Annotated in this window: 26 protein-coding genes and 2 pseudogenes; 22 read left to right on the top strand and 6 right to left on the bottom strand. The window is 32.5% G+C overall.

The annotated features are described in order from the left end of the window. Window positions 1-414 precede the first annotated feature (414 nt). The 4 genes and pseudogenes from CWO92_RS19895 to CWO92_RS19880 all read right to left on the bottom strand — a co-directional run bounded on the left by CWO92_RS19895 (window position 415) and on the right by CWO92_RS19880 (window position 4,244). A complete protein-coding gene (locus CWO92_RS19895) occupies window positions 415-1,605 on the bottom strand; it encodes a YycP family beta-propeller protein (RefSeq protein ID WP_101355957.1) in 1,191 nt (396 codons plus the stop codon). A 56-nt stretch (window positions 1,606-1,661) separates the two neighbouring features. Continuing rightward, window positions 1,662-2,384 (bottom strand): YiiX/YebB-like N1pC/P60 family cysteine hydrolase, encoded by a 723-nt coding sequence (locus CWO92_RS19890; protein ID WP_101355956.1) that lies wholly within the window; start codon window positions 2,382-2,384, stop codon window positions 1,662-1,664. A gap of 379 nt (window positions 2,385-2,763) precedes the next feature. Next, entirely contained in the window at window positions 2,764-3,162 is a 399-nt protein-coding gene (locus CWO92_RS19885; protein ID WP_101355955.1) for a VOC family protein, read from the bottom strand. A gap of 72 nt (window positions 3,163-3,234) precedes the next feature. Continuing rightward, window positions 3,235-4,244 (bottom strand): annotated as a pseudogene (locus tag CWO92_RS19880) (IS1595 family transposase). A gap of 1,330 nt (window positions 4,245-5,574) precedes the next feature. Between CWO92_RS19880 and CWO92_RS19870 the strand changes: the two are divergent. The 16 genes and pseudogenes from CWO92_RS19870 (at window position 5,575) to CWO92_RS19800 (ending at window position 17,680) form a co-directional block, all read left to right on the top strand. After that, window positions 5,575-6,402, top strand: a complete 828-nt coding sequence (locus tag CWO92_RS19870) for a DUF2935 domain-containing protein (protein WP_101355954.1) — start codon at window positions 5,575-5,577, stop codon at window positions 6,400-6,402. 260 nt (window positions 6,403-6,662) lie between these two features. Continuing rightward, the gene (locus tag CWO92_RS19865) at window positions 6,663-6,929 is read left to right on the top strand and encodes a CD3324 family protein (RefSeq protein ID WP_101355953.1); all 267 of its coding nucleotides are present in this window, start codon (window positions 6,663-6,665) and stop codon (window positions 6,927-6,929) included. Window positions 6,930-7,034: 105 nt separating this feature from the next. Then, window positions 7,035-7,685 (top strand): FusB/FusC family EF-G-binding protein, encoded by a 651-nt coding sequence (locus CWO92_RS19860; RefSeq protein ID WP_101355952.1) that lies wholly within the window; start codon window positions 7,035-7,037, stop codon window positions 7,683-7,685. A gap of 307 nt (window positions 7,686-7,992) precedes the next feature. Beyond that, the gene (locus tag CWO92_RS19855) at window positions 7,993-8,805 is read left to right on the top strand and encodes a DeoR/GlpR family DNA-binding transcription regulator (protein ID WP_101355951.1); all 813 of its coding nucleotides are present in this window, start codon (window positions 7,993-7,995) and stop codon (window positions 8,803-8,805) included. After that, window positions 8,792-10,099, top strand: a complete 1,308-nt coding sequence (gene murA / locus CWO92_RS19850; protein ID WP_101355950.1) for a UDP-N-acetylglucosamine 1-carboxyvinyltransferase — start codon at window positions 8,792-8,794, stop codon at window positions 10,097-10,099. The genes CWO92_RS19855 and murA overlap by 14 nt, the downstream gene beginning before the upstream one ends. Then, window positions 10,089-10,706: an NUDIX hydrolase gene (locus tag CWO92_RS19845; protein ID WP_101356015.1), complete on the top strand. Its 618-nt coding sequence runs from the start codon at window positions 10,089-10,091 to the stop codon at window positions 10,704-10,706. Before murA ends, CWO92_RS19845 begins: the two co-directional genes overlap by 11 nt. A gap of 441 nt (window positions 10,707-11,147) precedes the next feature. After that, entirely contained in the window at window positions 11,148-11,372 is a 225-nt protein-coding gene (locus tag CWO92_RS19840) for a DUF5316 domain-containing protein (protein ID WP_101355949.1), read from the top strand. Between the two features lie 86 nt (window positions 11,373-11,458). After that, on the top strand, window positions 11,459-12,499 hold the full coding sequence (locus CWO92_RS19835) for an IS1595 family transposase (RefSeq protein ID WP_437177567.1): 1,041 nt from the start codon (window positions 11,459-11,461) through the stop codon (window positions 12,497-12,499). 17 nt (window positions 12,500-12,516) lie between these two features. After that, entirely contained in the window at window positions 12,517-12,969 is a 453-nt protein-coding gene (locus tag CWO92_RS19830) for a hypothetical protein (protein ID WP_101355947.1), read from the top strand. A 99-nt stretch (window positions 12,970-13,068) separates the two neighbouring features. After that, window positions 13,069-13,595: pseudogene (locus tag CWO92_RS19825) on the top strand (DinB family protein). 277 nt (window positions 13,596-13,872) lie between these two features. Next, on the top strand, window positions 13,873-14,445 hold the full coding sequence (locus CWO92_RS19820; protein WP_101355946.1) for a GNAT family N-acetyltransferase: 573 nt from the start codon (window positions 13,873-13,875) through the stop codon (window positions 14,443-14,445). A 376-nt stretch (window positions 14,446-14,821) separates the two neighbouring features. Beyond that, on the top strand, window positions 14,822-15,595 hold the full coding sequence (locus CWO92_RS26365; protein WP_268877609.1) for a DUF4942 domain-containing protein: 774 nt from the start codon (window positions 14,822-14,824) through the stop codon (window positions 15,593-15,595). After that, window positions 15,595-15,987: a DUF4942 domain-containing protein gene (locus tag CWO92_RS26360; RefSeq protein ID WP_268877608.1), complete on the top strand. Its 393-nt coding sequence runs from the start codon at window positions 15,595-15,597 to the stop codon at window positions 15,985-15,987. Before CWO92_RS26365 ends, CWO92_RS26360 begins: the two co-directional genes overlap by 1 nt. 399 nt (window positions 15,988-16,386) lie before the next feature. After that, entirely contained in the window at window positions 16,387-16,584 is a 198-nt protein-coding gene (locus CWO92_RS19810) for a helix-turn-helix domain-containing protein (RefSeq protein WP_101355945.1), read from the top strand. A gap of 265 nt (window positions 16,585-16,849) precedes the next feature. After that, window positions 16,850-17,146 (top strand): phage lytic cycle repressor MrpR family protein, encoded by a 297-nt coding sequence (locus tag CWO92_RS19805; protein WP_101355944.1) that lies wholly within the window; start codon window positions 16,850-16,852, stop codon window positions 17,144-17,146. A gap of 45 nt (window positions 17,147-17,191) precedes the next feature. Continuing rightward, the gene (locus tag CWO92_RS19800; protein WP_101355943.1) at window positions 17,192-17,680 is read left to right on the top strand and encodes a hypothetical protein; all 489 of its coding nucleotides are present in this window, start codon (window positions 17,192-17,194) and stop codon (window positions 17,678-17,680) included. 47 nt (window positions 17,681-17,727) lie between these two features. Here CWO92_RS19800 and CWO92_RS19795 read toward each other — a convergent pair whose 3' ends face one another. Together CWO92_RS19795 and CWO92_RS19790 are read right to left on the bottom strand one after the other, a co-directional pair. Further along, entirely contained in the window at window positions 17,728-18,162 is a 435-nt protein-coding gene (locus CWO92_RS19795) for a hypothetical protein (protein ID WP_133120589.1), read from the bottom strand. Window positions 18,163-18,197: 35 nt separating this feature from the next. Beyond that, window positions 18,198-18,434 (bottom strand): hypothetical protein, encoded by a 237-nt coding sequence (locus CWO92_RS19790; RefSeq protein WP_101355941.1) that lies wholly within the window; start codon window positions 18,432-18,434, stop codon window positions 18,198-18,200. A 119-nt stretch (window positions 18,435-18,553) separates the two neighbouring features. On the opposite strand from CWO92_RS19790, the gene CWO92_RS19785 reads away from it, so the two are divergent. The 6 genes from CWO92_RS19785 (at window position 18,554) to CWO92_RS19760 (ending at window position 20,266) form a co-directional block, all read left to right on the top strand. Then, on the top strand, window positions 18,554-18,766 hold the full coding sequence (locus CWO92_RS19785; RefSeq protein WP_101355940.1) for a hypothetical protein: 213 nt from the start codon (window positions 18,554-18,556) through the stop codon (window positions 18,764-18,766). A gap of 31 nt (window positions 18,767-18,797) precedes the next feature. Continuing rightward, entirely contained in the window at window positions 18,798-19,010 is a 213-nt protein-coding gene (locus CWO92_RS19780) for a hypothetical protein (RefSeq protein WP_101355939.1), read from the top strand. Between the two features lie 39 nt (window positions 19,011-19,049). Next, entirely contained in the window at window positions 19,050-19,232 is a 183-nt protein-coding gene (locus CWO92_RS19775) for a hypothetical protein (RefSeq protein ID WP_101355938.1), read from the top strand. Between the two features lie 46 nt (window positions 19,233-19,278). Beyond that, window positions 19,279-19,476, top strand: coding sequence for a hypothetical protein (locus CWO92_RS19770; protein WP_101355937.1), 198 nt, complete (start codon window positions 19,279-19,281; stop codon window positions 19,474-19,476). Between the two features lie 292 nt (window positions 19,477-19,768). Further along, window positions 19,769-19,978, top strand: a complete 210-nt coding sequence (locus tag CWO92_RS19765) for a hypothetical protein (RefSeq protein ID WP_101355936.1) — start codon at window positions 19,769-19,771, stop codon at window positions 19,976-19,978. 39 nt (window positions 19,979-20,017) lie between these two features. After that, window positions 20,018-20,266: a hypothetical protein gene (locus CWO92_RS19760; protein ID WP_101355935.1), complete on the top strand. Its 249-nt coding sequence runs from the start codon at window positions 20,018-20,020 to the stop codon at window positions 20,264-20,266. Window positions 20,267-20,299 lie beyond the last annotated feature (33 nt).

The following is a 20,299-nucleotide window of genomic DNA, read 5'->3' as shown; positions in this document are numbered from 1 at the left end:
ACTAATAAAATATGTATATTGTATGTACTTTTATTTATGTTATTGTTTATTATTTTAAGAGAATGTTATAATACATTTATAATCTAAGAGAAGCTTTGTAGTAACAAAGAACACACAATGTTCACAATAGCCTACTAGTAAACAATTATATCTCTATAGTAATGTATTTGGTGGTGATTTACATGAATATCGGTATGTATGTAGTATTAGCGCTATTTTTATTAGCAATGGTAGCAACTTCATATATGTTCAATAAAATGATGAAAGAATAGCAACGGCAAAAAATTGCCGTTGTATTTTTTTATCCATGCAATTTTTACCAGTTTACTCTATCAGATTAGAGGTATTTGCTGCTACATTAATTCAGTGGCGTATAACATGTTCAAATAGACTAAAAGAAAGTTGGCCATTTAGCTATTTTAGCATTCTAAAATCGTACGCGTGTATGGTCACTTTTTTCACTGAGGATAATAGTTTATCTAACCCTTTGATATTGATTACCTTTAACTTTTCTCCAGTATCCAGAGAATATTCTTCAATAAAATATTTCGTTTCTTTGTGGTCGTTATAACGCATCACGTACAATTTTCCATCTTGAAAGTATGTTCCTTCATTACGTCTGACACCATCTTTTCGCGCACCTTTAATAGTAAATTTAATAGTGGATTTGTTTGTGGTCGTATTAAACGTAATTACTTCTCCTAAACCGTTCAGATAGTAAAATGTATTTTGAAATAAATATGCTGAGTTTCTCGGATTGTAAGGAACTGCTGCTGCCCCGTTTTTATATGTGGCCAGAATAAATTTCTCTTGTTCTAATGTTTTTTTATTAATACGGAGGAGAACAGTATTTTCACTATTATCCTTTACGTACTCACTGAGAACAACATAATAAAAATCTTTGTCACACACTATTTGAGAGAGGTTAGCATAGTCATAGGATTTTTCATTTTTAAGCTCAACAATATCTTTTACCTTCAAGAGTTCTTTTGTAATAGTAACTTTTTTAAGGTCGTACTTCTTTTCGATATCATTTGTTAATATAATTATATCGTTTTGATCAATACCAGAAGTTAAAATATAATGAGGTATGTTTCCATTCTTAAATCCATTTTTATTCCCAAATAATACATTTGAGTCATATCCGTTTTCGCCACTTGACTTGTTTACACCTGTATTAAAAATACTAAAATATACATTTTGATTTTCTAAATACCCAGTTCTTTCCCCGGTGTGTTGTTCTTTTTCCATATTGAATTCTTGATATTTAGTCCCAACAAGTCTAATCTTGTCCTTATCAACCAAAAGAACGCCTTGTTTTCCCTTCGCCATGGACCCTAGCTCTAAACTTTTCATTTTATATCCAGTGGCAGCTCCGGTATCATCCACGAATACAGCATAGCTTAGCCCCTTATTATTGGCATCTTGATCAATGGTGGAGGAGAATAAAATTGCTGCCTGCTTATTTTCTAGAAAATTTTTTTGTCCAATCTTTTCTTTTTCAATCAATGTAGAAGTATCAACGCTTTTATTTTCTTGAATAAAGTAAATCAGTACACCTCCTACAGCAATCAATACAACTAATAAGAAAATGTATTTTTTCATTTTATCCCCCTTGTCAAATGGCAATAAGTCTCTTTAAAACTTATTGCCATTGCGCCTTAGATATTCCGAACTAGTTTTGTAGAAGAAGCATCACGTACATCCCGTGGATAAACTCCTAGGCCTCCGTTCTTATCTAAGTCTAAATTTCCATGTAATTTATATGCTGACCATATTAATTTTGAACAATTTTTCGCACCATTATAGCCTGTTAATCGATTAGTAGCAAAATTATAGGAATAAGACTCACCAATTTCTCCATATGCCCAATTTGCAGCAGCGCTGCGATTGGTCAAAGACGTGCTTACGGATTTAACACAAGCACCACCTTTATCAACTAATCTGCTTGTAGTAGATATTTTGCGGACTCCAGCCCCTGGAACAGATTCTACTATTGTGTTGCTCGCATAATATAAACCAACATGGCCATGGTTTAAATAAGCGGTTTGTGAATCAGTATAGAAGAAATTTCCTTTAGAACTGCTACCAACAGGTACGGTTCCACCGCTTCCACCATTTAAATTATATTTATGCTCGATTGTTGCTTGTTCTGCATCATTTTTAAGTTCTTTATATATTTGTGCAACAATTTCTTCCTTTGATTTTCCAGTCTCTTTAGCAATAGCCTCCACGTTAGATAATAATTCTTGCTCAGAAACATCTGGCTGCATTTGTAATATGTCACTTAAATATGGCAATTGATCAATTGCTGCAAATGTACTTGAAACATGAATACACACAAGTCCAAATGCTAATATTCCTGACAATAATAATTTTTTCATACAAAATCCTCCTCTTTATCCATAATGATGTATTTCTAAGCTGAATATGAGTGAATTTTTTTCGGGTCTCTCCTTTCTTTAAAAAAGTAATTACAGAATAATCATAAAATTATGTCAAATTATTGTAAATATACCAAAATTACTATTTGTCATAAACCATGGAATAGTTGTTTATATAGTAAATTTAATTTAAAAGCCTGAACGATTTTAATCTAAAAAAATCCAAACAAATAACCCGCTATTATAAGAATAGGGGGCTTTCGTATTATATTGCTTTTAATTCATTCTTTTTTATTTTACGCTGTTTTCGTAAACTTTGTTGTTTTTCACATAGATGAAAGGGAACTCCGAGGGAAGTTCCCTTTCTTTCTATACTTTTTTAAACTTCTATTGTTCCAATGATAGTTTTAATACGTTCTTGCTCTTCGCCCTTATCTAAGTATTCGAAAAATCCAAGTCGATTACCCCAAGGGTCTGTGAAAGTTCCCCATTTCACAGGTACTTCAGGTCTTGAAAGTATTTCAAATCTATCAATCTTTAACTCGTCTATCAGTCTGTCTCTTTCAGCTTCAATGTTAGTAACTCCTAAACGTAAAGGTCCGTTCCCCTCGGTAAGAGTTCCTTCTGCGACCTGCAACCAACAACCAGGAATGAGTTCCCACTCAGCAAATCCCTCGTGTGGAGTGAAATCAGGCTTCTTATTAAGCAGTGTTTCATACCACTTTTGCCCTTCTTCAATATTGGCAACTCTAACCTGAGTAGTCATTTCAAAAATCATCTATATCCCTCCTAAATATGTATTATCAAATATAATAATACCATAATTTAGGAATTAATCCTGTAAGAGTTTTCAAGCTGTTCTTAACATCTGAACTGTTGTATTGTTTGATTTTTGGCAGGCAGAAATAAGCATTTGTTCAACTTGTTTTTCAAATGCTAAATGCTTGTCAATTTCTAACCAACGAAACCAATAGAGATAGTTATCAAGGTATTTTGTAGCTACATCTTGGAAACGTCTAATCCACGTTTTCAATCGGCTATGAAAGTTATTAACGTGCTGAATATGAAAAATCCCTTTCTTCACAGTTGCTTTTGACGTTCATTGATTGTTTCGTGTTGTAATCCTTTAATTTTGGCAAACTTCTTGTAGTTCGTTGCTGTATCAGTGCATAGTAAAGCACTTGGATGAATGTACTTCCCAATCGCTGCATCAATTTCTTCAGCTTTGACACGACCTGTACCAGCTTTTAGAGCAACTATATTATGATTACGGTCTTGTGCAACAACTACAGCAATCTTTAGGTCAGATATGCCTCTTTTTTTCGTCTTTTGTAGCACGTTTCTTAGCTTTACGGTGTGTAACTTCTCGCCCTTTCATTGACTCACGAAAGAAAGTCTCGTCACTTTCCACAATACCTTGGAGTTGTTCGAATTCTATTGAACGAAGTGCATTTAAGATTTTATGTCTCCAATAAAAAGCTGTTGATATGTGTATTTTTAGGCGTTTAGCAATTTTAGGTAGAGTATAGCCTTCAACCATCATTTCCATATACTTTACCCATTTTTCAGGGTAGCGTACAGCCTGAAAACGGAGTGTTGGTCATATCGTTAAATGTCTTATTGCAATCTTTACACAGATAACGTTGACGTGTCTTGTACTTTCCGTTACGTTTCACTGATGTACTTCCACAATGAACACAAGCCATTCCCGCTATTAAAACGAGTTTCACGAATAGTTTTGAGAAGTTTAGTAATCTTATCAGGCTCATCTGGAAACAAGTCATTTTTAAGAGCTTTAAAAAGCTCTAATTGTTCTTCTTTTGAAAGTACATTAACGTCTTCATACACATCTAACCACATACCGAACGCCTCTCCTAGACCACGATTATATCAACCTTAAACAGGTGGTCAAGAAAGCAACAATCTATACGAAAACAGCGTTATTTTATACATTCCAATCTAACTGTAGTTTTACAAATTTGGATATTTCTGTAAAAGTTGTTTCTGTGGAAAATTTTAATGCTGTTCACGAGAATCATTGAGTACATCTTAAGAACTAAGGCCATTTGTCGAAATAGAGTCAAGGTCTGAACCCATAATATAATACCAACTGGAGAAATTATATGATCCGGCTCTTATTTTGGATATTGCGTTTGAAACATTTGAGATTAATGTTTTGGTAGTATTTCTTGCATCTTTTCAAGCAAAACCAAGCAATATTGCCCAAGCTAGTATGTCAATATAATTTGCATTGAAAATTGCTTTACTCGGTAATCAACATTATTTAAAAGCAGTTTTGAAAACCACTCTGACCCTTCGGAACATAATATTCTCCGAAGTTTCAGCGAGCTAACACGGAAAATAATGCTTACTATTCCTCCTGCTAAAAAGGGTCTTAATAGATAGAACGATAATCGATTTCAAATTAGTTTTATGTTGAGCAATGGCGGACATTCCTAGAAAGAAAAACAATACCGGAACAATTTCTTATAGTGCAACACAAATAATGAACACAAATGGTTTTGCAATTGTTGGGATTGCAATGGATTAGATAACTCGAATAACTAAACTTACAATTTAATGATTATCGATTTGAGGTCGGTTTTTATATTTCTCGTAATAGTATTGAAAGACATACATTGTAACTTGATTTTATAAAAAATAGAAGGGATAATTTAAATTTAGATAATCTTACCAAGGATGCATAGCCTATTTTCTTGAACCAATGGAGCAAAATATATGTAAAAAAAGTGTCAATAACCAGATTTGCTTTGATATATAAAGCAAACTTACCAAAAGTATATTTTAAGACCCATATAGATCCTATAATGAAAGGTCCAAATATTAATGGCAATTCGCTAATAATATTAGGCTTTATGTGCACTGGAAACCACCACCACTTTTTCCTTTCAGCAATTATACCTTCGATAATAAGGTAAAAGCACATAAATAATGAACCTGGGAGGAATCTTTTGAATGTTTTCTTTCCTATAAAGGGGGAGGAAAGCCAAGGTAAGATGAACATTAAAATAATATACTTTTTTTTATTTTTCATACTGCACATCCCTTTACTCCATATATTAACTTTATTTTTCATATTTTCCTTTGAGTTATGTGGGAATGTTTTTCCTAATCATTTCTTTCCTTTTCATTTCGTATTTATATAACAAGAAGGGGAGGAGATGTGACATTGACAAATAAATTAATAACTTTATGGGAAGAGCATTTATTTTGGTTAGAGGTTTTGCAAGACCATGCGTATTTTGTAAGGGATCATCTATCTGTTAATGAGGTTGAATATGTGCAAACCGCTCAACAATATATCCTTTTATTTGGTGATCTTATTAAAATGTTAAAAGACATTCCACAAACTCTAGAAGCTTCAGATGATGTCATGATCCATTTTTCCCGACAATGTTGGCCGGGAGGGTATTTTGAATTTGATGGGAAACTTCAATCACTAAGAATTGATAACAAGGTAAATTTAAATTTATCACCTACCTATTTAAATGGTACTTTAGCTGAAAATCAGGAGTACTTACGAATTTTAAGTCAGATAATGCAAGGAAAGGAACCAAAACCACTTTCGTTAGTAAATTTAATGGATTTATGGCTGGAGGATCAATTGGGTCATGCGACATTATTTCGCAATTTAGTGGATCCTATTGAAGTATTTCCAACCAAAACGATAGAGGGTTTCATTAGTAAATATCAAGTGTTTATTGTTCAAAATCATCACTTAAAAGGATATTTAAGGTTTAAAGAACCTGGTTTTGCACGACAACGAGAATTTGCTCATGAGGTTGGCCGTACGACGCTGGAAATGAGTCAATATATATATTCAATGGTAACAAAATATAAGGAAAATAAGATATTAAATAAAACGACTTTACGTTTTTTAGAACATCATTTTCCGGAAACTTGTTATTTTATAAAAAAACTAAGTTATTATGACCCGAGTATCCAGGAACCTGCCAGTAAATGTTCTTTAAGAAGACCGGAGTATTTATCTGTTTGATACTTTATAATTATTTTCCTGATGAGCATGACAAATTGGATAAATTAAAAGTATAATAAACAAGAAGAAAAAACTCACTGGTAATAAAGGGGGCATAACAATGACAAAAGATAGTCTTTTGTCTAAGTCTACAGCCACTCATGCAAAGCCTGGATTAGAAAAGGCGATACTTTGCATGGGGCTAAATAAATAATCAATCGCCAAATCTTCAAAGGCTTTGCACCTTATTTGTTCATCATTTAAATAAGGGGCTGGCTAAAATGAAATATGTAAAGGCAAGTTCGGTCTTACCGGAAAAGCTTATTATCGAAATTCAAAAATATATTCAGGGAGAATCCATTTATATACCAACTACAGAATCTAATCGAAAAAAATGGGGGACCAAATCGGGAGGAAGAGAATATATCGAAAAACGCAATGCGGAGATAAAAGCTGCATTTCGTGACGGTACCTCTATTCAAGATTTGGCCGATAAATATTTTCTTTCTGTTGAAACAATCAAAAAAATCGTCTATACAAAGCACTGAAATTTTCAGTGCTTTTGTATGTTGACTTTTTTTATAATTAATTTATACATATCCATGCTCATCTGTTTCTTTTATATTAAAAAGGAGTAAGTAGGAGGTGCGAAAATGAATCCATTCATTCGGGCAGATCAATACCAATTCATTAAATTTCAGACGCAAATTCTTATAAATAGCCATGCAACAGTAAATGACAAAAATGTTTTAAATGCAGTCAAATCATTGGCCAGAGACAAAGTATCGGAACTTTTTTCTGATTTAGAGGAAGACCAAAAACACTTACTAGATCCTCTGATAGATATAGAAGATAATTCAAAAGCAGAAGAATTTTTGGAAGATTTAAAGCCGTATGTTATTCCTTTTAAAAATGTCACAGAACAAACCTTGAAAAAATTATTTCCAAAAGCAAAAAAGTTAAAGCTTCCATCTATAGTTGGTGTTGATTTTAAGGAAATTAGCTATTTGGGGTGGGATGATGTAGGGACAAATAGGAAGTTTTTGATTGTTCCTTATCAAAATAAACTTATTGGACTTTCTGGATCATTTACTCCCATTGCCAAAAAAGGCGTTTGTATGCTTTGCAATCGGCACTCGGAAGTAGGGTTATTCATGTCTGAAAAAAAAGGTAAGATCCAGGGTACGTTTGTGAGAAGAGGAAATTATATTTGTCAGGATAGTATGAAGTGTAATGAAAACTTAATATCTCTTTCAAAATTAGAGGATTTTATCTTGCTTCTACACGGCAAGAAGAATGAATGATGAGTAGAGGCTGGGCATAAATAAAAAAAATATTGAAAATTATTAAGCCCAATAGTAAACACGTATGAAATCAAGGTTTTTAAATTTGATTTCATACGTGTTTTTGACTTTCAATGGTTTTTGTTCCAGCGTCTTTTTTTATACCCATTTATATTGTGGGTTAAAGCAATAAATTTAAGGCAATTAGGGTAAAAAGACGTAAAATGATGAAAAAACATGAAAGAAAATGCATTATTTGATTGACAACGTTGAACCATACTGAATAAGATGGAATTATGATTGACTTTGATTTGAAAGGGTGTATCACATGTTAGCAGAGGAACGCAGACATAAGATACTTGACATAATCCAAAAGGAAGGTCGCGTTGTTGCCAAAGATCTTGCTGACATGTTTGATATATCCATAGATTCAATTCGAAGAGATCTTTCTATTATGGAGGAGCAGGGGCTACTTCAAAAAACATATGGAGGAGCGATTCTCCATAACCCAACTCCGAAGGTACGCACATTGCCGCAACCAGAATCAATGAGATATGGTTTGGCGGCCACGCATCAAAATGCGATATCTAAGTTAGCGGCCTCTTATATTAATGTGCATGACACGGTTTTTATTGGAGGTGCTGGCATTCAATTTGGGATGCTAAAGCATCTACCTTCTCATTTTCCGTATACAATAATTACAAATTCCATGAAAATTGCTGAGGAACTTAGAAAACGAGAAAATATCACATCCTATTTAATTGGTGGAAAATTACGGTGTGACTCAGCTGGAAGTATGATAGATACATTGGCTATCGAAATGATTCGTAAATTCACATTAGATATAAGTTTTATTACTGGAGGAGGCATAGATTCACAGGGGATTAGTACAGCTACTCCAGAGGGAGCTGCATTTACAAGAGCAGTTTCAGAAATTTCACGCAAAAATATTTGTTTAGCTCCACATGAAAAGGTGGGTCACCGGATGTTTGTCATGTCTGCTCCTATGGAAGCTATCGATTTAATGATTACCGACCAAGGAGCTTCAGAGACTGCCATTCACGAAATAAAAAGAAAACATGTTCAAGTTATATTCGCAGATGAAAAGGAAACGGAGAGAGTAAATAATGAAATGGCTTAGTGTTGAACAAACACCGCAACTACATGGAAGTGTAAAAATTCCTGGTGCAAAGAACAGTTCTCTTGCCTTACTGGCAGCAGCTTGTCTGGCTGATGATACTGTAATATTGCAGGGAATCCCAAATATATTAGATTATCAAGTAATCTGCCAAATTGGAAAAGAGATTGGACTTGAAATAACAAGGGATGCAGCAGGTACCGTATATATTGATTCTAATAGAATTTTTCATACAGGATTAGATCCTATAAAATCATCTTCATTTAGAACAGCGTATTATTTTATTGGTGCATTACTTTCTAAATTTGGCAAGGTATCACTAGGATATCCTGGTGGAGATAATTTTGTTAGCCGCCCAATTGACCAACATATTAAGGCATTAGAAAAATTGGGAGCAACATTCACTTTTCATGAAGACTATTATGAAGTAGAAGCGTCTGAATTAAAAGGAGCTACTATCTATTTTGATACAATAACTTCCGGTGCAACCATAAACAGTATGCTAGCAGCAGTTCGTGCTAAAGGAACTACCACTTTGTTAAATGCTGCACGTGATCCGGAGGTAGTAGACACAGCCATGTTCCTGAATAAAATGGGTGCAAAAATTAGTGGCGCCGGTACAGATACTATTCGAATTACAGGCGTTTCACAATTAAATGGCTGTATACATACGGTCATACCTGATCGCTTAATTGCAGGGGCATTTCTAATTTCCGCTGGCATGGTAGGCGGTACTGTGACAGTGCAGGACATTGTTCCCGAACACTTAAGGAATTGTGTTGTAAAATTACAAGAGATTGGTCTCGAATTTATGATAGAAGGCAACTCTATTACTTCCTATTCGGATGGAAAATTAAAGGCAACTAGAGTTCGGACAGGAATGTATCCTGGATTTCCAACTGATGTGCAGCAGCCGATGACCGCCCTTCTTACACAAGCAAATGGAAAAAGTATCATAAGTGAAAAAGTATATCCAAATCGCTTCAATCACGTTCCTCAATTAGTGAAAATGGGGGCGGAAATTAAAGTCCGTTCAGGTGTTGCTTTTATAAAAGGGAAATCATCTTTAAAAGGCGCTGCCGTTCATGCATCCGATATACGAGCAGGAATCTGCTTAATTCTTGCCGCTTTGGCAGCAGAAGGTCAGACAATGATAACCGGGGTGCAGCATATTGAACGTGGGTATGAGAATGTAGTAGAAGCGTTTCAATCCCTGGGTGCAAGAATTAACCTAAAGGATTCTATTATGTCCGAAGATGATATTCAGAAATATGGAGGTGTTTATCATCAGCTATAAGTGGCTAGATTGGGCCCAAAGAATACAGGCAATATCTCAGGCTGGTCTTACTTATTCGCAAAATCAATTTGATAAAGAACGCTATGAAGAATTAAGAGGCATAAGCGCAGAAATCTTGGAAGAGTATACAGATCACGATATGCTGTATGTTAAAGAAATCTTTGCAAAAGAGTTTGGGTATCCAACGCCAAAGGCAGATGTTCGCGGAGTCGTATTTCAAGATAAAAAAATCCTGATGGTAAGGGAAAAAAACGATGATAAGTGGTCTTTGCCAGGTGGATTTTGTGAAGTTGGATTATCAGCAAAAGAAAACATAGTAAAAGAAATAAAAGAAGAGGCAGGTTTTCATGTTGTACCTACAAAATTACTTGCTTTGTTTGATATGAGAAAACATGGACATCCCCCACAAGGATTTCATTATTATAAAATTTTTATTCGTTGTGAAATTATAGGTGGTCATGCAAAACCAGGAATAGAGACAAAGGATATTCGTTTTTTTAGCCAAAATCATTTACCAGAGCTTTCTACAAAAAGAAATACAAGTTCTCAAATTAACATGATGTTCGCTTTTTTAACTAATCCAAATATGGAAACTATACTAGATTAATAACTAGAGTGATACCGAAAAAATAAAGTTCCTTGAATGATGTCCATCATCATTCGGCCATGCTATTTGATTTTAATATAATCATATAGGAACGCTTTTTATCAAAAAACCGCTTTGATTCGGTACCGACACCCAAAGTTAGATTCTTCACTTTAACTCTTGGGAGTCGGTACCTTCGTTGAAATGAATCAAAAGCGGTTTTCTTTTATTTCAAAAAACGGAAACCAGTAAAAATGACTATCTAAATGTGAAGGGAACACAGGATAGCTTGACGGGAGAATTACCGCTTGTTCCATATATGGAACTTTTAATAAACCTAATCAATAAAAGTTATTCATTTGATTTAATGATGCAAAAAGAACTTTCCACGCACTTAATTAAAAGAAATAAGATCACTGTTATTGCGTATATATTAAAGAGTCTACAACAGGGGGATTATTTTTGTTTCAATTTTTTCTAATTGCAGGATTAGCTTGTATTTTTATTTCGGCGATATTAATGGGCGCTTGGACGGATGGAGACAGGCAACGAGCCAATTATTATTCCGAAACGCCAAAGCACAGAAAACAAAGGGTGAATACTCGACTTGTATTTGGTCTAATTGGCGTGATCGCATTGTTTATTTCAGGAATCATCTATTTTTATTTTAAAGGCTCTGTTAAATAATTATGTTGATATTTGAATAAAACGAACTGTTGTTCTGTAATGGTTATATAAATAAGGACAAAAGTGAGTGATTTCAAGTGGCATTAATGGACATTATCAAGGAGATTCAAAAACTCAATACCGCTGACCAACTTCGTATGAAAGAGTTTTTTACTAAATCTCTTGCGTCTTATACTGCAAGTGAGCCTATTTTTAAAGAGGTGTCCGAACAGAAACATAAAGATGGCTATACTTGCACTCACTGTCATTCGCATAATGTTGTCCGATTCGGAAAATATTCCGTCAAAGTAGGAATGAAAACAATGGAACGCCAGCGTTATCGTTGTAAAGATTGCAGGAAAACCTTTACCGATGTCACGAACACCCTTTTAGGCGGGTCGCATCTTCCTCATAAATGGCTGGATTTTATTCAGTGTATGCTGTGTATGCTTGAAGGAAACTCGTTACGCAAGGCATCTGAGTTGATTGAAGTTCACTATGTCACCCTTTTCTATTGGAGGCATAAGGTTTTATCCGCTTTAAAACAAATGGATTTCGACCAATTTTCTGGTATCGTCGAAATGGATGAAACCTATTTCCTATACTCTGAGAAAGGAAAACGGAATATAAATGGGCGAAAATCTCGTAAACGTGGTGGTGCTTCTCAATTCCGTGGTATCAGTAAAGAACAAGTTTGTGTATTGATTGCCAGAGACCGTCAAAAACTGACTTATTCCAAAGTGATTGGTCAAGGACGTATTGTAAAGTCCCGATTAGAGAAAGCAATCGGCTCCAAGCTATCCAAAACGAATGGCCTTTGTACTGATGCGTGGCGGGCTTTTAAGACTTACGCTAAAGAAAAAGGATTGGAGCACTATCCCTTCAAATCGGATGGGAAGGAACGAGTCAAAGGTCTCTATCATATCCAGAATGTCAATAACTATCACAGCCGCTTAAAAGGCTGGATGGACCGTTTTAAGGGAGTGGCAACCAAATATCTTGACCATTATTTGAGTTGGTTTCAGTTCCTTGATGTAATCAGATTCCGTAACGATTCTACAACGGTAAGTAAAATGGTGATAGATAGTTGCTTATTCTCGACTGATGCGACTTATGATAGCCTTAGATTATCAAGTTATGTCCGTTAATTAAGGGAGTGGATAGTTTGTTCCAGGATATTTTGATTGAAGTAGATATAGATACATTAGAAAACAGGACGAACATTACTGGAATTATATATTTTATGATTGATTATCATAGGTACTTCCCAGACCAAGATTGGTCGGATTTTGTGGTGATAATCCTGTCTTGGTGGATTAAATCTTGTAAAGGAATTATTGTATATGAAGTTGGAAGAACCTATGAATTTGACTTTATGGACGGCACACCTACTGTCTTTGCCAAAAAGATTAACGAAACACAAGTTGAAATTTTGTTTTGTGAAGGTAGCTCACCGAAAGTTAATTTTTCAGGAGTGTTTGCTATTCAACAATTAAGAGATTCTTTGCTTTCCACCTCTAAAAAGGTAATCAGGGCAATCGACAGAAAACAGTGGTCAAGTAAGGAAATTGATGAGTTAAAAGATTTGACGATTTCCTTAGAAAAATACCCATTATAATAGTTTTGAAGGGACCGTCGCAGTCCCTTCAATTTTTAAAATCAACAATAATCTTTAACAGAGCCATTTTAAATGAAAATATCACAAAGGGGAGAAACTATGAATTTAAATTTTATGGAAGCTATTGAAATATTAGAGCGTACACCTCAAACGTTAGAGAATTTTTTATCTGGATTATCTGAAGATTGGTTACAATGCAATGAAGGTAAAAATACATGGAATGTAAGAGAAGTGGTGCAACATTTAATAGAAGCGGAGAAGAATAATTGGATTCCAAGACTGAAATGGATAATCAAGGAGGGTGAAACTCAACTATTTCCTCCCTTTGAACGTTTTTCTCATTTAAATGATACAGAAGTAACGGAAATAAACAGAATTTTATTGAAGTTTAAAACAATCAGAGAAAAAATATAATAGAACTGAAGAGTTTAATTAAACCAGAAATCCATTTCGAATTAACGGGTGTACATCCTGAATTTGGCAAAGTTAAGTTAAGAGAATTATTATCCACATGGGCAGTTCATGATTTGACACATATTGCCCAAATTGTACGTATCATGGCCGAAAGATATAGGGAAGATGTTGGACCATGGAAGGAATATTTGGGGATTTTGAATAAAAAATGAATTCGAGTATCACTATCAAAGGTTGAAATGATGGTGGGGAAAGATAAAACTCTAAAGGCATTGTCAAATGCGTTTGTTTTCATCTCCAACTTTTTATTGATTTTACCGGCTACTCTTTCCTTTATTTACATGTGATTGTATATTCAAAATAAAGGACATAAATGGAACAGTAACTAGTAATAATAGCTACACTGTTTCTTGGTATACACAATAACTAATTCATAAAAAGGATTATGGTTATGTTTAAAGTAATAGAAAAAAAAAGGAGTATAATGCAATGGGGAATATTGAAATCAGAAGACCGTTACAAGAGGAGCGGACAGAGCTATATCAATTTTTCAATAATGTGATTAGAGATACTTTTGAAAAAGAGGGAATATCTAATTTATATGATGATATCGAAAATGAAATTGTCCAAAAGAAAGAATTGCTAGAAAGGGATTATAATAGTAAAGGTGCAGAGCGCTTCTTTTGGATTGCCGTCGATAAAAGTAAAAATAGGATTATCGGCTCGATTGAATATGGACCTTCAAGTCAACTTATTGCTGTATGCACGCAAGGTAAATTAAAGGATGTTGTGGAGGTTGGGACGGTCTTTGTTCATCCCGAATATCAGAGACAGGGCATCGGGACGCTGCTTTTAAATGTCATGTTCATTACTTTGGAAGGTAGAGGATTTACAGAATTTTGTTTGGATAGTGGATATTCTAATGCACAGAAAATATGGAGAAAAAAATTTGGAGAGCCCGATTTTCTTATGAAGGATTATTGGGGGAAAGGGAAGGACCATATGATTTGGAAACGATTTTTACCCGACTCCGAAAAACTTACAAAGAAAGATGCTCAATAAAATAGATTGGAGAAAAGTTCAATCATGTTTAGAACCAAGTGCAGGAAAAGGCGATCTAGTCGAAGGCATTAAAAACAATTTGAGTATACTAAAAATTATCATAGAAGTAATAAACATGACATTGACACAATCGAACTAGACGAAAATTTACGCTTTATACTTCAAGGAAAAGGCTATAGAGTTATTGCAGATGATTTTTTAAACTTTAATACTTACAAAAAATATGACGTTATTGTTGCAAATTTTCCATTCTCACAGGGTGACAAACATACTCTCAAAGCAATTAAATTAATAGAGCAACAAAAAGGAGGTCAATTAGTCTGTATTATTAATTCTGAGACTTTAAAAAATCCATATAGCAATACAAGAAAAAGAATTGATCCGTAAATTAGAGGAATATAATTCAGAAGTAGAATATATAGAAAATGCCTTTTTAGATGCAGATAGAAAAACAAATGTAGAAATAGCGTTAATAAATTTGAAGTTGGAAAAGCAGCATAACAGCGTGATATTGGACGAACTAAAGCAGGAAGAAATACATAAAAATGATACTGAATATAACAATCATTATCTAATAGATTCAGATTTTATAAAGGGAATTGTCAAGCAATATAATTTTGAAGTGAAAGCCGGATTAAAATTAATAGAAGAATATAACAGTCTTAAACCTCTTATGCTAACCACTTTTAAAGATAATAGTAACCCAGTATTAAAACTTTGCTTAGAATATGAGGATAAAGAAGGTAGCAGCCTAGAAAATGGCTATATAAAACAAATTAGGCTTAAATACTGGAAAGCATTATTTAGTAATGATCAATTTATGGGATTATTCACCAGTAATTTAAAACAAAAATATCTTCAATATGTGCAAGAGCTTAAAGATTATGATTTTTCATTCTATAACATTTATTCTTTACGGATTCAACTAAATAAAGAAATGATCCAAGGTGTAGAAGATACTATATTAAACTTATTTGAAGAGTTTTCTTATAAACATTACTATGATGAATCATCTAAGAATATCCACTTATACAATGGATGGAAAACTAACAAGGCATATAAAATAAATAAAAAAGTTATTATTCCTCTGATGGATTTTATGACATTGTATATTCATGGGGAAGATATAACCCAACAAACTATACAGTAATGGATAAACTAAAAGACATTAAAAAAGTATTTAACTATTTAGACGATGGTAAAACGGAAGAAATCGATATGCAGCAAACATTAAAAATGGCTGAACATTACGGAGAAACTAGAAAAATAGAATTAAAGTATTTTTATGTGACATTCTATAAAAAAGGTACTTGTCATATTGAATTTAAAAATATGGAGCTTTTGAAAAAATTTAACCTATTCGGATCACAGAGAAAGGGCTGGCTTCCTCCTTCTTATGGTAAAGCCGAATACAAAGATATGACACCAGAAGAAAAAGCAGTTATAAACGATTTTGAAGGGGAAAGCTCATATAATAATGTTATGAAAAATAAATCATATTACTTTATGAACACGGAAGAACTATTGAAGTTGTCATCTTGAGGAAAAACACTATAACATATCGCTTTCGGTATTCGGACTTGAAAATGCGATATAACAGTCGAGCCCGAATATCACGGTGGATTTTTTGGAAATGTGAAAAATCGCATAACAATCACACTTTTTGTTTGCAAAAGTGAACTTAAGTAAGATATTTTCTTATAAAAGGTACATTTGAGAAGGAGTTGATAGTATCAAACCTCGTGAAATGATATTTTATATTGATGATAAAGGTCAATATTTTGATAGAGTTCATCAATTTGGATACACTAGAATACCTGAAAAATGGATCAATGAATGGGCATCAGAAGGTATTCAGATTATAATTCTAAAAAAAACACAATAAAACTCATTTCCATTTATAGTATTACAGAATTATTAATTCAATTATGAGGTATCACTATGAATAATTTCCCTTTAATTTTGAAGCAATTACGTAAGAAGAATAATTTTTCACAACAGCAATTAGCAGATACTTTAAATTTAGATCAATCATCTATTTCCTATTATGAATTGGGTAAAAAAGAACCTGGTATAGATATACTAATTAAAATCGCTGATTTATTTGAAGTGAGTTTAGATATACTTGTTGGAAGATAAAAAGGAGAATCAACTTTTAGGTTTACTGATATTGGTGAAAAATATTAGATACAATATTCAGCAAACGGAGATAAGCAGCAAAAGATCCGATTGTTGGATTTTTTATATATAAAAAGTTGAGAAATTTTGAAAATAATACTTGATATTATAAAATTAAATTGATTAAATTAATTTAAGATAAACTAAAAGGGGGATTTTCACATGAAATTTCCCTTTTATCTCGAATTCTTGCTAAGATATATTTATCTGAAAGGGAGCGGGAATAATGTACAACGAAACTATTAAGAAAAAATATTTAAACAATAATAAAAATGCATTAGAAAAGTTGTTCTCTCTATCAAGTCACTATGAAGAAATGTATAAAACTGATCTGTGTGATTTTAATTTAACACAATTTAAAATATTTATATCTGAAACAAGAAATAAAAGTAAAGAAGATTTATTTGCTACAGTTGATAGTATAAATGATTATGTTGACTGGTCAATAAGAGAGGGAATAAAGAAAAGCAACATCAATCCACTTGCGATATTAGATGAAGAATGGATGGATGATTTTTTTTAGTAAAAGAGTAATAAAACAAGTCTTTTAATAAGGGGAGATAATATAATGTATTCAATACAACAATTACAGGCTTTAGACTATCTATTAAAAAGAATAGTAAATGAGAAGGAGTATAAATTCTATAAACAAGATTTAAAATTTGTAGTAGAGGTTAAAGGTAGCTTGTGGTATGGGGATTTTATTCAGGTAGATAATACGTCTGCATATCAAAAATATATAGATGATGGTGGAGATGTAGAAACTGTATATTTTAGACCAGACAATGGATCGAAAATCTTACAGGATATTTGGAAAAGATATGTTGAGGTTTGCCAGGCAGGATTTAGTAATCCATTTGAAAGAATCAAAGATTTACACTTATTATTTAATTCATTAATAAATATTCTTGAAACTACCGAAATTGATGAGTCTAGTAGTCCTTTTTATCCTTATCTATTGAATGCAATAACTCTCGATAACAAAATAGAACTTCCTTTTATCAATTTAAAAGGAGAAACGGTTAAATTGATATCAATTATTGAAAATAAAAAGTAAATGAGTAATAGAAAGTCACGCCTCTCTATCACTATAAAACAGGTATTTTAATATAAAGTTAAAAAGACTAAGATTCTAATATAATCTATATAACAATCAAAAGATTCTTGTGCTTTGTTTTTAGCTGTTTCAACTATTTGGTCTGATAAATTGATGGCTTCCTGAATAAAATCTTTTTCTTTATCAGTGGATGCTTTATTTAGAATGTGATGTAAATGATGATTAGATTTCATCAAATCTTTATACTTGTCATTAAAATTTTCATAGAGAACTTTTAGTTGAAATTCTTTACCTAGTTCAAGAACAGGAATATTGTTTAATTTACTTTTACGGTTATTTCTAATAAGTAAAATATTTAGATTTCTAGTACCTAGATAATCATTATTTATGTCGAAAAAAGGCTGTTTTTTAAGGTGAGCAACAATATCAATAGTTTGATCATTCTCGACTTTTTCAATTGTTATATAATCATTTAGTTGCAATTTTTCTTTGAAAATGTGAAAATTACCATTCCTTTTCATGAAAGAATAAAAGGTGAAATCTCACAAGCTTTATGTAGTTCAATTCTAACATGACCATTACTATTAAACATATCTTTCTCGTTAATATACGTAATAAAGACAAAAACATATTTATCCAGAATCTTATTTACTTCATTCTCATAAAACTGTTGAATATTTGAACCGAAATAAACTATATCGTAGGTTTTTGAACCATTTATTCCAAAAGGAAGGCGATTAACTCCATGAAACATAAAAATAAACTCCTTTATGAAATACTGCTTTAAATTACAGTTTAACAGAAAATAAAGTCTTGTAGTTATGGTAATACAAGGAAATTATAAAACGAATATTTTAAAGGGAGTGAATGAAAATGATGGTTGGTAATGTAATTTCTAAAGACAATCAATTACAGGTAATAACAAGGGTATTAAACGATAGGGTAATTGCGAATACTTTACTTTTAGAGGAGTATATTAGTAAAAATATCATGATCAAATATAAGGGAGAATTGAGAACAATTCAAGAGATAATTGATATTGAATGTGAAAACTATTTATCTAAGAGCAATATTATCGAAATGTAATCAAATGGCAATTTTAAAGGAGGTACTGTTGATGGAAGTGAAAAGTTGGGATAGAAATTATTATGAAAAGATAGATTGGAAAGAAGTTCCGATGTGGAAAGCATTAAAAATTTGGGCAAATAATCAAAAACATATAAAATGTATTGATGGTAATCTGTATTATTTTTATCATGGTCAAGAGGCTTTGAGTAAAATCACACACAATCAAATTCAATTTGGAAAATGGTTTGTTGAGAAGATGTAATAAAATAACTATTTTGTCTTATAGAAGGAGGTTTAACATATGAACGAAAATAAAATGATTCATATTCAAGCTACACAAAAACAAATAGAAAAGGCGATTTTGGGAGGAATTAAGAGTACCATAATAGCACATGGAGACATAAATAAACAATTGATTGATAGTACAGTTAAAAGAATATATGGACATATGAAACAGCATATGAAAATTAACTTTTCACAATAAATCTTAATAAATATATAATTAAATTAACACTAATGATAATCTTAAAATGCTACAACACGCTATGACAATCCGTAAATGGATCGATGAACTAAATGAACTAGCTTGGAGTAATGTACCTGATATTGAACATAAACACGAAGAATACATAGCTAACATGAGCACATTATTCCAGCAGCTACAACAAGAATACGGAATGACAAAGCAAATGTTTTCAGCATTAACGGAACAAGCATTGACATTATAAATTAAATTGAAAAGGTGGAATTAATAATGATTAATTTAAAGAAGATTGAACTACCAAGACAGACACAAGAGAAACCATATGTAATTACTTTTTCTAAATTACCAAAAGTAAATTTAACAAAGTAATAAAAGTGAATTAAATAAACGAGACGGAGGTGCAATACTAATGGCAGCATACATAAAGAAAAACTCATATACAGTTTAAGTTGTTGGGTTGGCAGTTATAACTGGGTATATTTGAATTCATTCTTTATAAGATAAATAAATTCATAAAAAGAAAAGGAGAGAGGATAGTGAGAGTTATTAATGAATATTTTGATCCGTTTATGTCGCTGGTAAATTATGATTCTACTTCACAAGAGTACATTATAGTTACACAAGAATGGGATAGGCATGCAGGAAACTATTGGGGTAGAAGTGTTGATGGGTTTAATACACAAGATGAAGCAGAATCTTGGCTTCACGAGAGAAGAAAACAAATAGAAATAGAAGAAAGTTTTTAAGATAAATTTCTATTTTTATAAGGAAAGGAAATGGTTAAGATGAATAAATACGAAGGAAAAGATAATTATGGGAAACCTAAAATGGAATATGTAGGTACGATTAATAATATGTCAGATGAAGAATTGTTTAATGAAACTAAAAGTAAAATATGGCTTTCTGCTTATGCAAATAATAATCCAAGATCAGATTATCACTGGCATGTAGATGTTTGTTATGACGCTTGGAAAGAACGTAATGATGGAGAAGGGTATAAGAAAGCTTATGACGAGGTTGTCAAAGGACTTTAAAATAAAAATCTGATTTTAACGGAAATGGAGGTA

Origin of the sequence: Heyndrickxia camelliae, from assembly GCF_002844575.1 — a bacterium.
Lineage (GTDB): Bacteria > Bacillota > Bacilli > Bacillales > Bacillaceae_C > Margalitia > Margalitia camelliae.
The sequence above is the reverse complement of the archived record's forward strand: the minus strand, read 5'-3'. Positions and strand labels throughout refer to the sequence as shown.

Bases quoted from the DNA above. Each gene is read 5' to 3' on its own strand.
- CWO92_RS19895 (WP_101355957.1), bottom strand. From the start codon at position 1,605: ATGAAAAAATACATTTTCTTATTAGTTGTATTGATTGCTGTAGGAGGT.
- CWO92_RS19890 (WP_101355956.1), bottom strand. From the start codon at position 2,384: ATGAAAAAATTATTATTGTCAGGAATATTAGCATTTGGACTTGTGTGT.
- CWO92_RS19885 (WP_101355955.1), bottom strand. From the start codon at position 3,162: ATGATTTTTGAAATGACTACTCAGGTTAGAGTTGCCAATATTGAAGAA.
- CWO92_RS19865 (WP_101355953.1), top strand. From the start codon at position 6,663: ATGAAATATGTAAAGGCAAGTTCGGTCTTACCGGAAAAGCTTATTATC.
- CWO92_RS19860 (WP_101355952.1), top strand. From the start codon at position 7,035: ATGAATCCATTCATTCGGGCAGATCAATACCAATTCATTAAATTTCAG.
- CWO92_RS19855 (WP_101355951.1), top strand. From the start codon at position 7,993: ATGTTAGCAGAGGAACGCAGACATAAGATACTTGACATAATCCAAAAG.
- murA (WP_101355950.1), top strand. From the start codon at position 8,792: ATGAAATGGCTTAGTGTTGAACAAACACCGCAACTACATGGAAGTGTA.
- CWO92_RS19835 (WP_437177567.1), top strand. From the start codon at position 11,459: ATGGACATTATCAAGGAGATTCAAAAACTCAATACCGCTGACCAACTT.
- CWO92_RS19820 (WP_101355946.1), top strand. From the start codon at position 13,873: ATGGGGAATATTGAAATCAGAAGACCGTTACAAGAGGAGCGGACAGAG.
- CWO92_RS26360 (WP_268877608.1), top strand. From the start codon at position 15,595: ATGGATAAACTAAAAGACATTAAAAAAGTATTTAACTATTTAGACGAT.
- CWO92_RS19810 (WP_101355945.1), top strand. From the start codon at position 16,387: ATGAATAATTTCCCTTTAATTTTGAAGCAATTACGTAAGAAGAATAAT.
- CWO92_RS19805 (WP_101355944.1), top strand. From the start codon at position 16,850: ATGTACAACGAAACTATTAAGAAAAAATATTTAAACAATAATAAAAAT.
- CWO92_RS19800 (WP_101355943.1), top strand. From the start codon at position 17,192: ATGTATTCAATACAACAATTACAGGCTTTAGACTATCTATTAAAAAGA.
- CWO92_RS19790 (WP_101355941.1), bottom strand. From the start codon at position 18,434: ATGTTTCATGGAGTTAATCGCCTTCCTTTTGGAATAAATGGTTCAAAA.
- CWO92_RS19785 (WP_101355940.1), top strand. From the start codon at position 18,554: ATGATGGTTGGTAATGTAATTTCTAAAGACAATCAATTACAGGTAATA.
- CWO92_RS19780 (WP_101355939.1), top strand. From the start codon at position 18,798: ATGGAAGTGAAAAGTTGGGATAGAAATTATTATGAAAAGATAGATTGG.
- CWO92_RS19775 (WP_101355938.1), top strand. From the start codon at position 19,050: ATGAACGAAAATAAAATGATTCATATTCAAGCTACACAAAAACAAATA.
- CWO92_RS19770 (WP_101355937.1), top strand. From the start codon at position 19,279: ATGCTACAACACGCTATGACAATCCGTAAATGGATCGATGAACTAAAT.
- CWO92_RS19760 (WP_101355935.1), top strand. From the start codon at position 20,018: ATGAATAAATACGAAGGAAAAGATAATTATGGGAAACCTAAAATGGAA.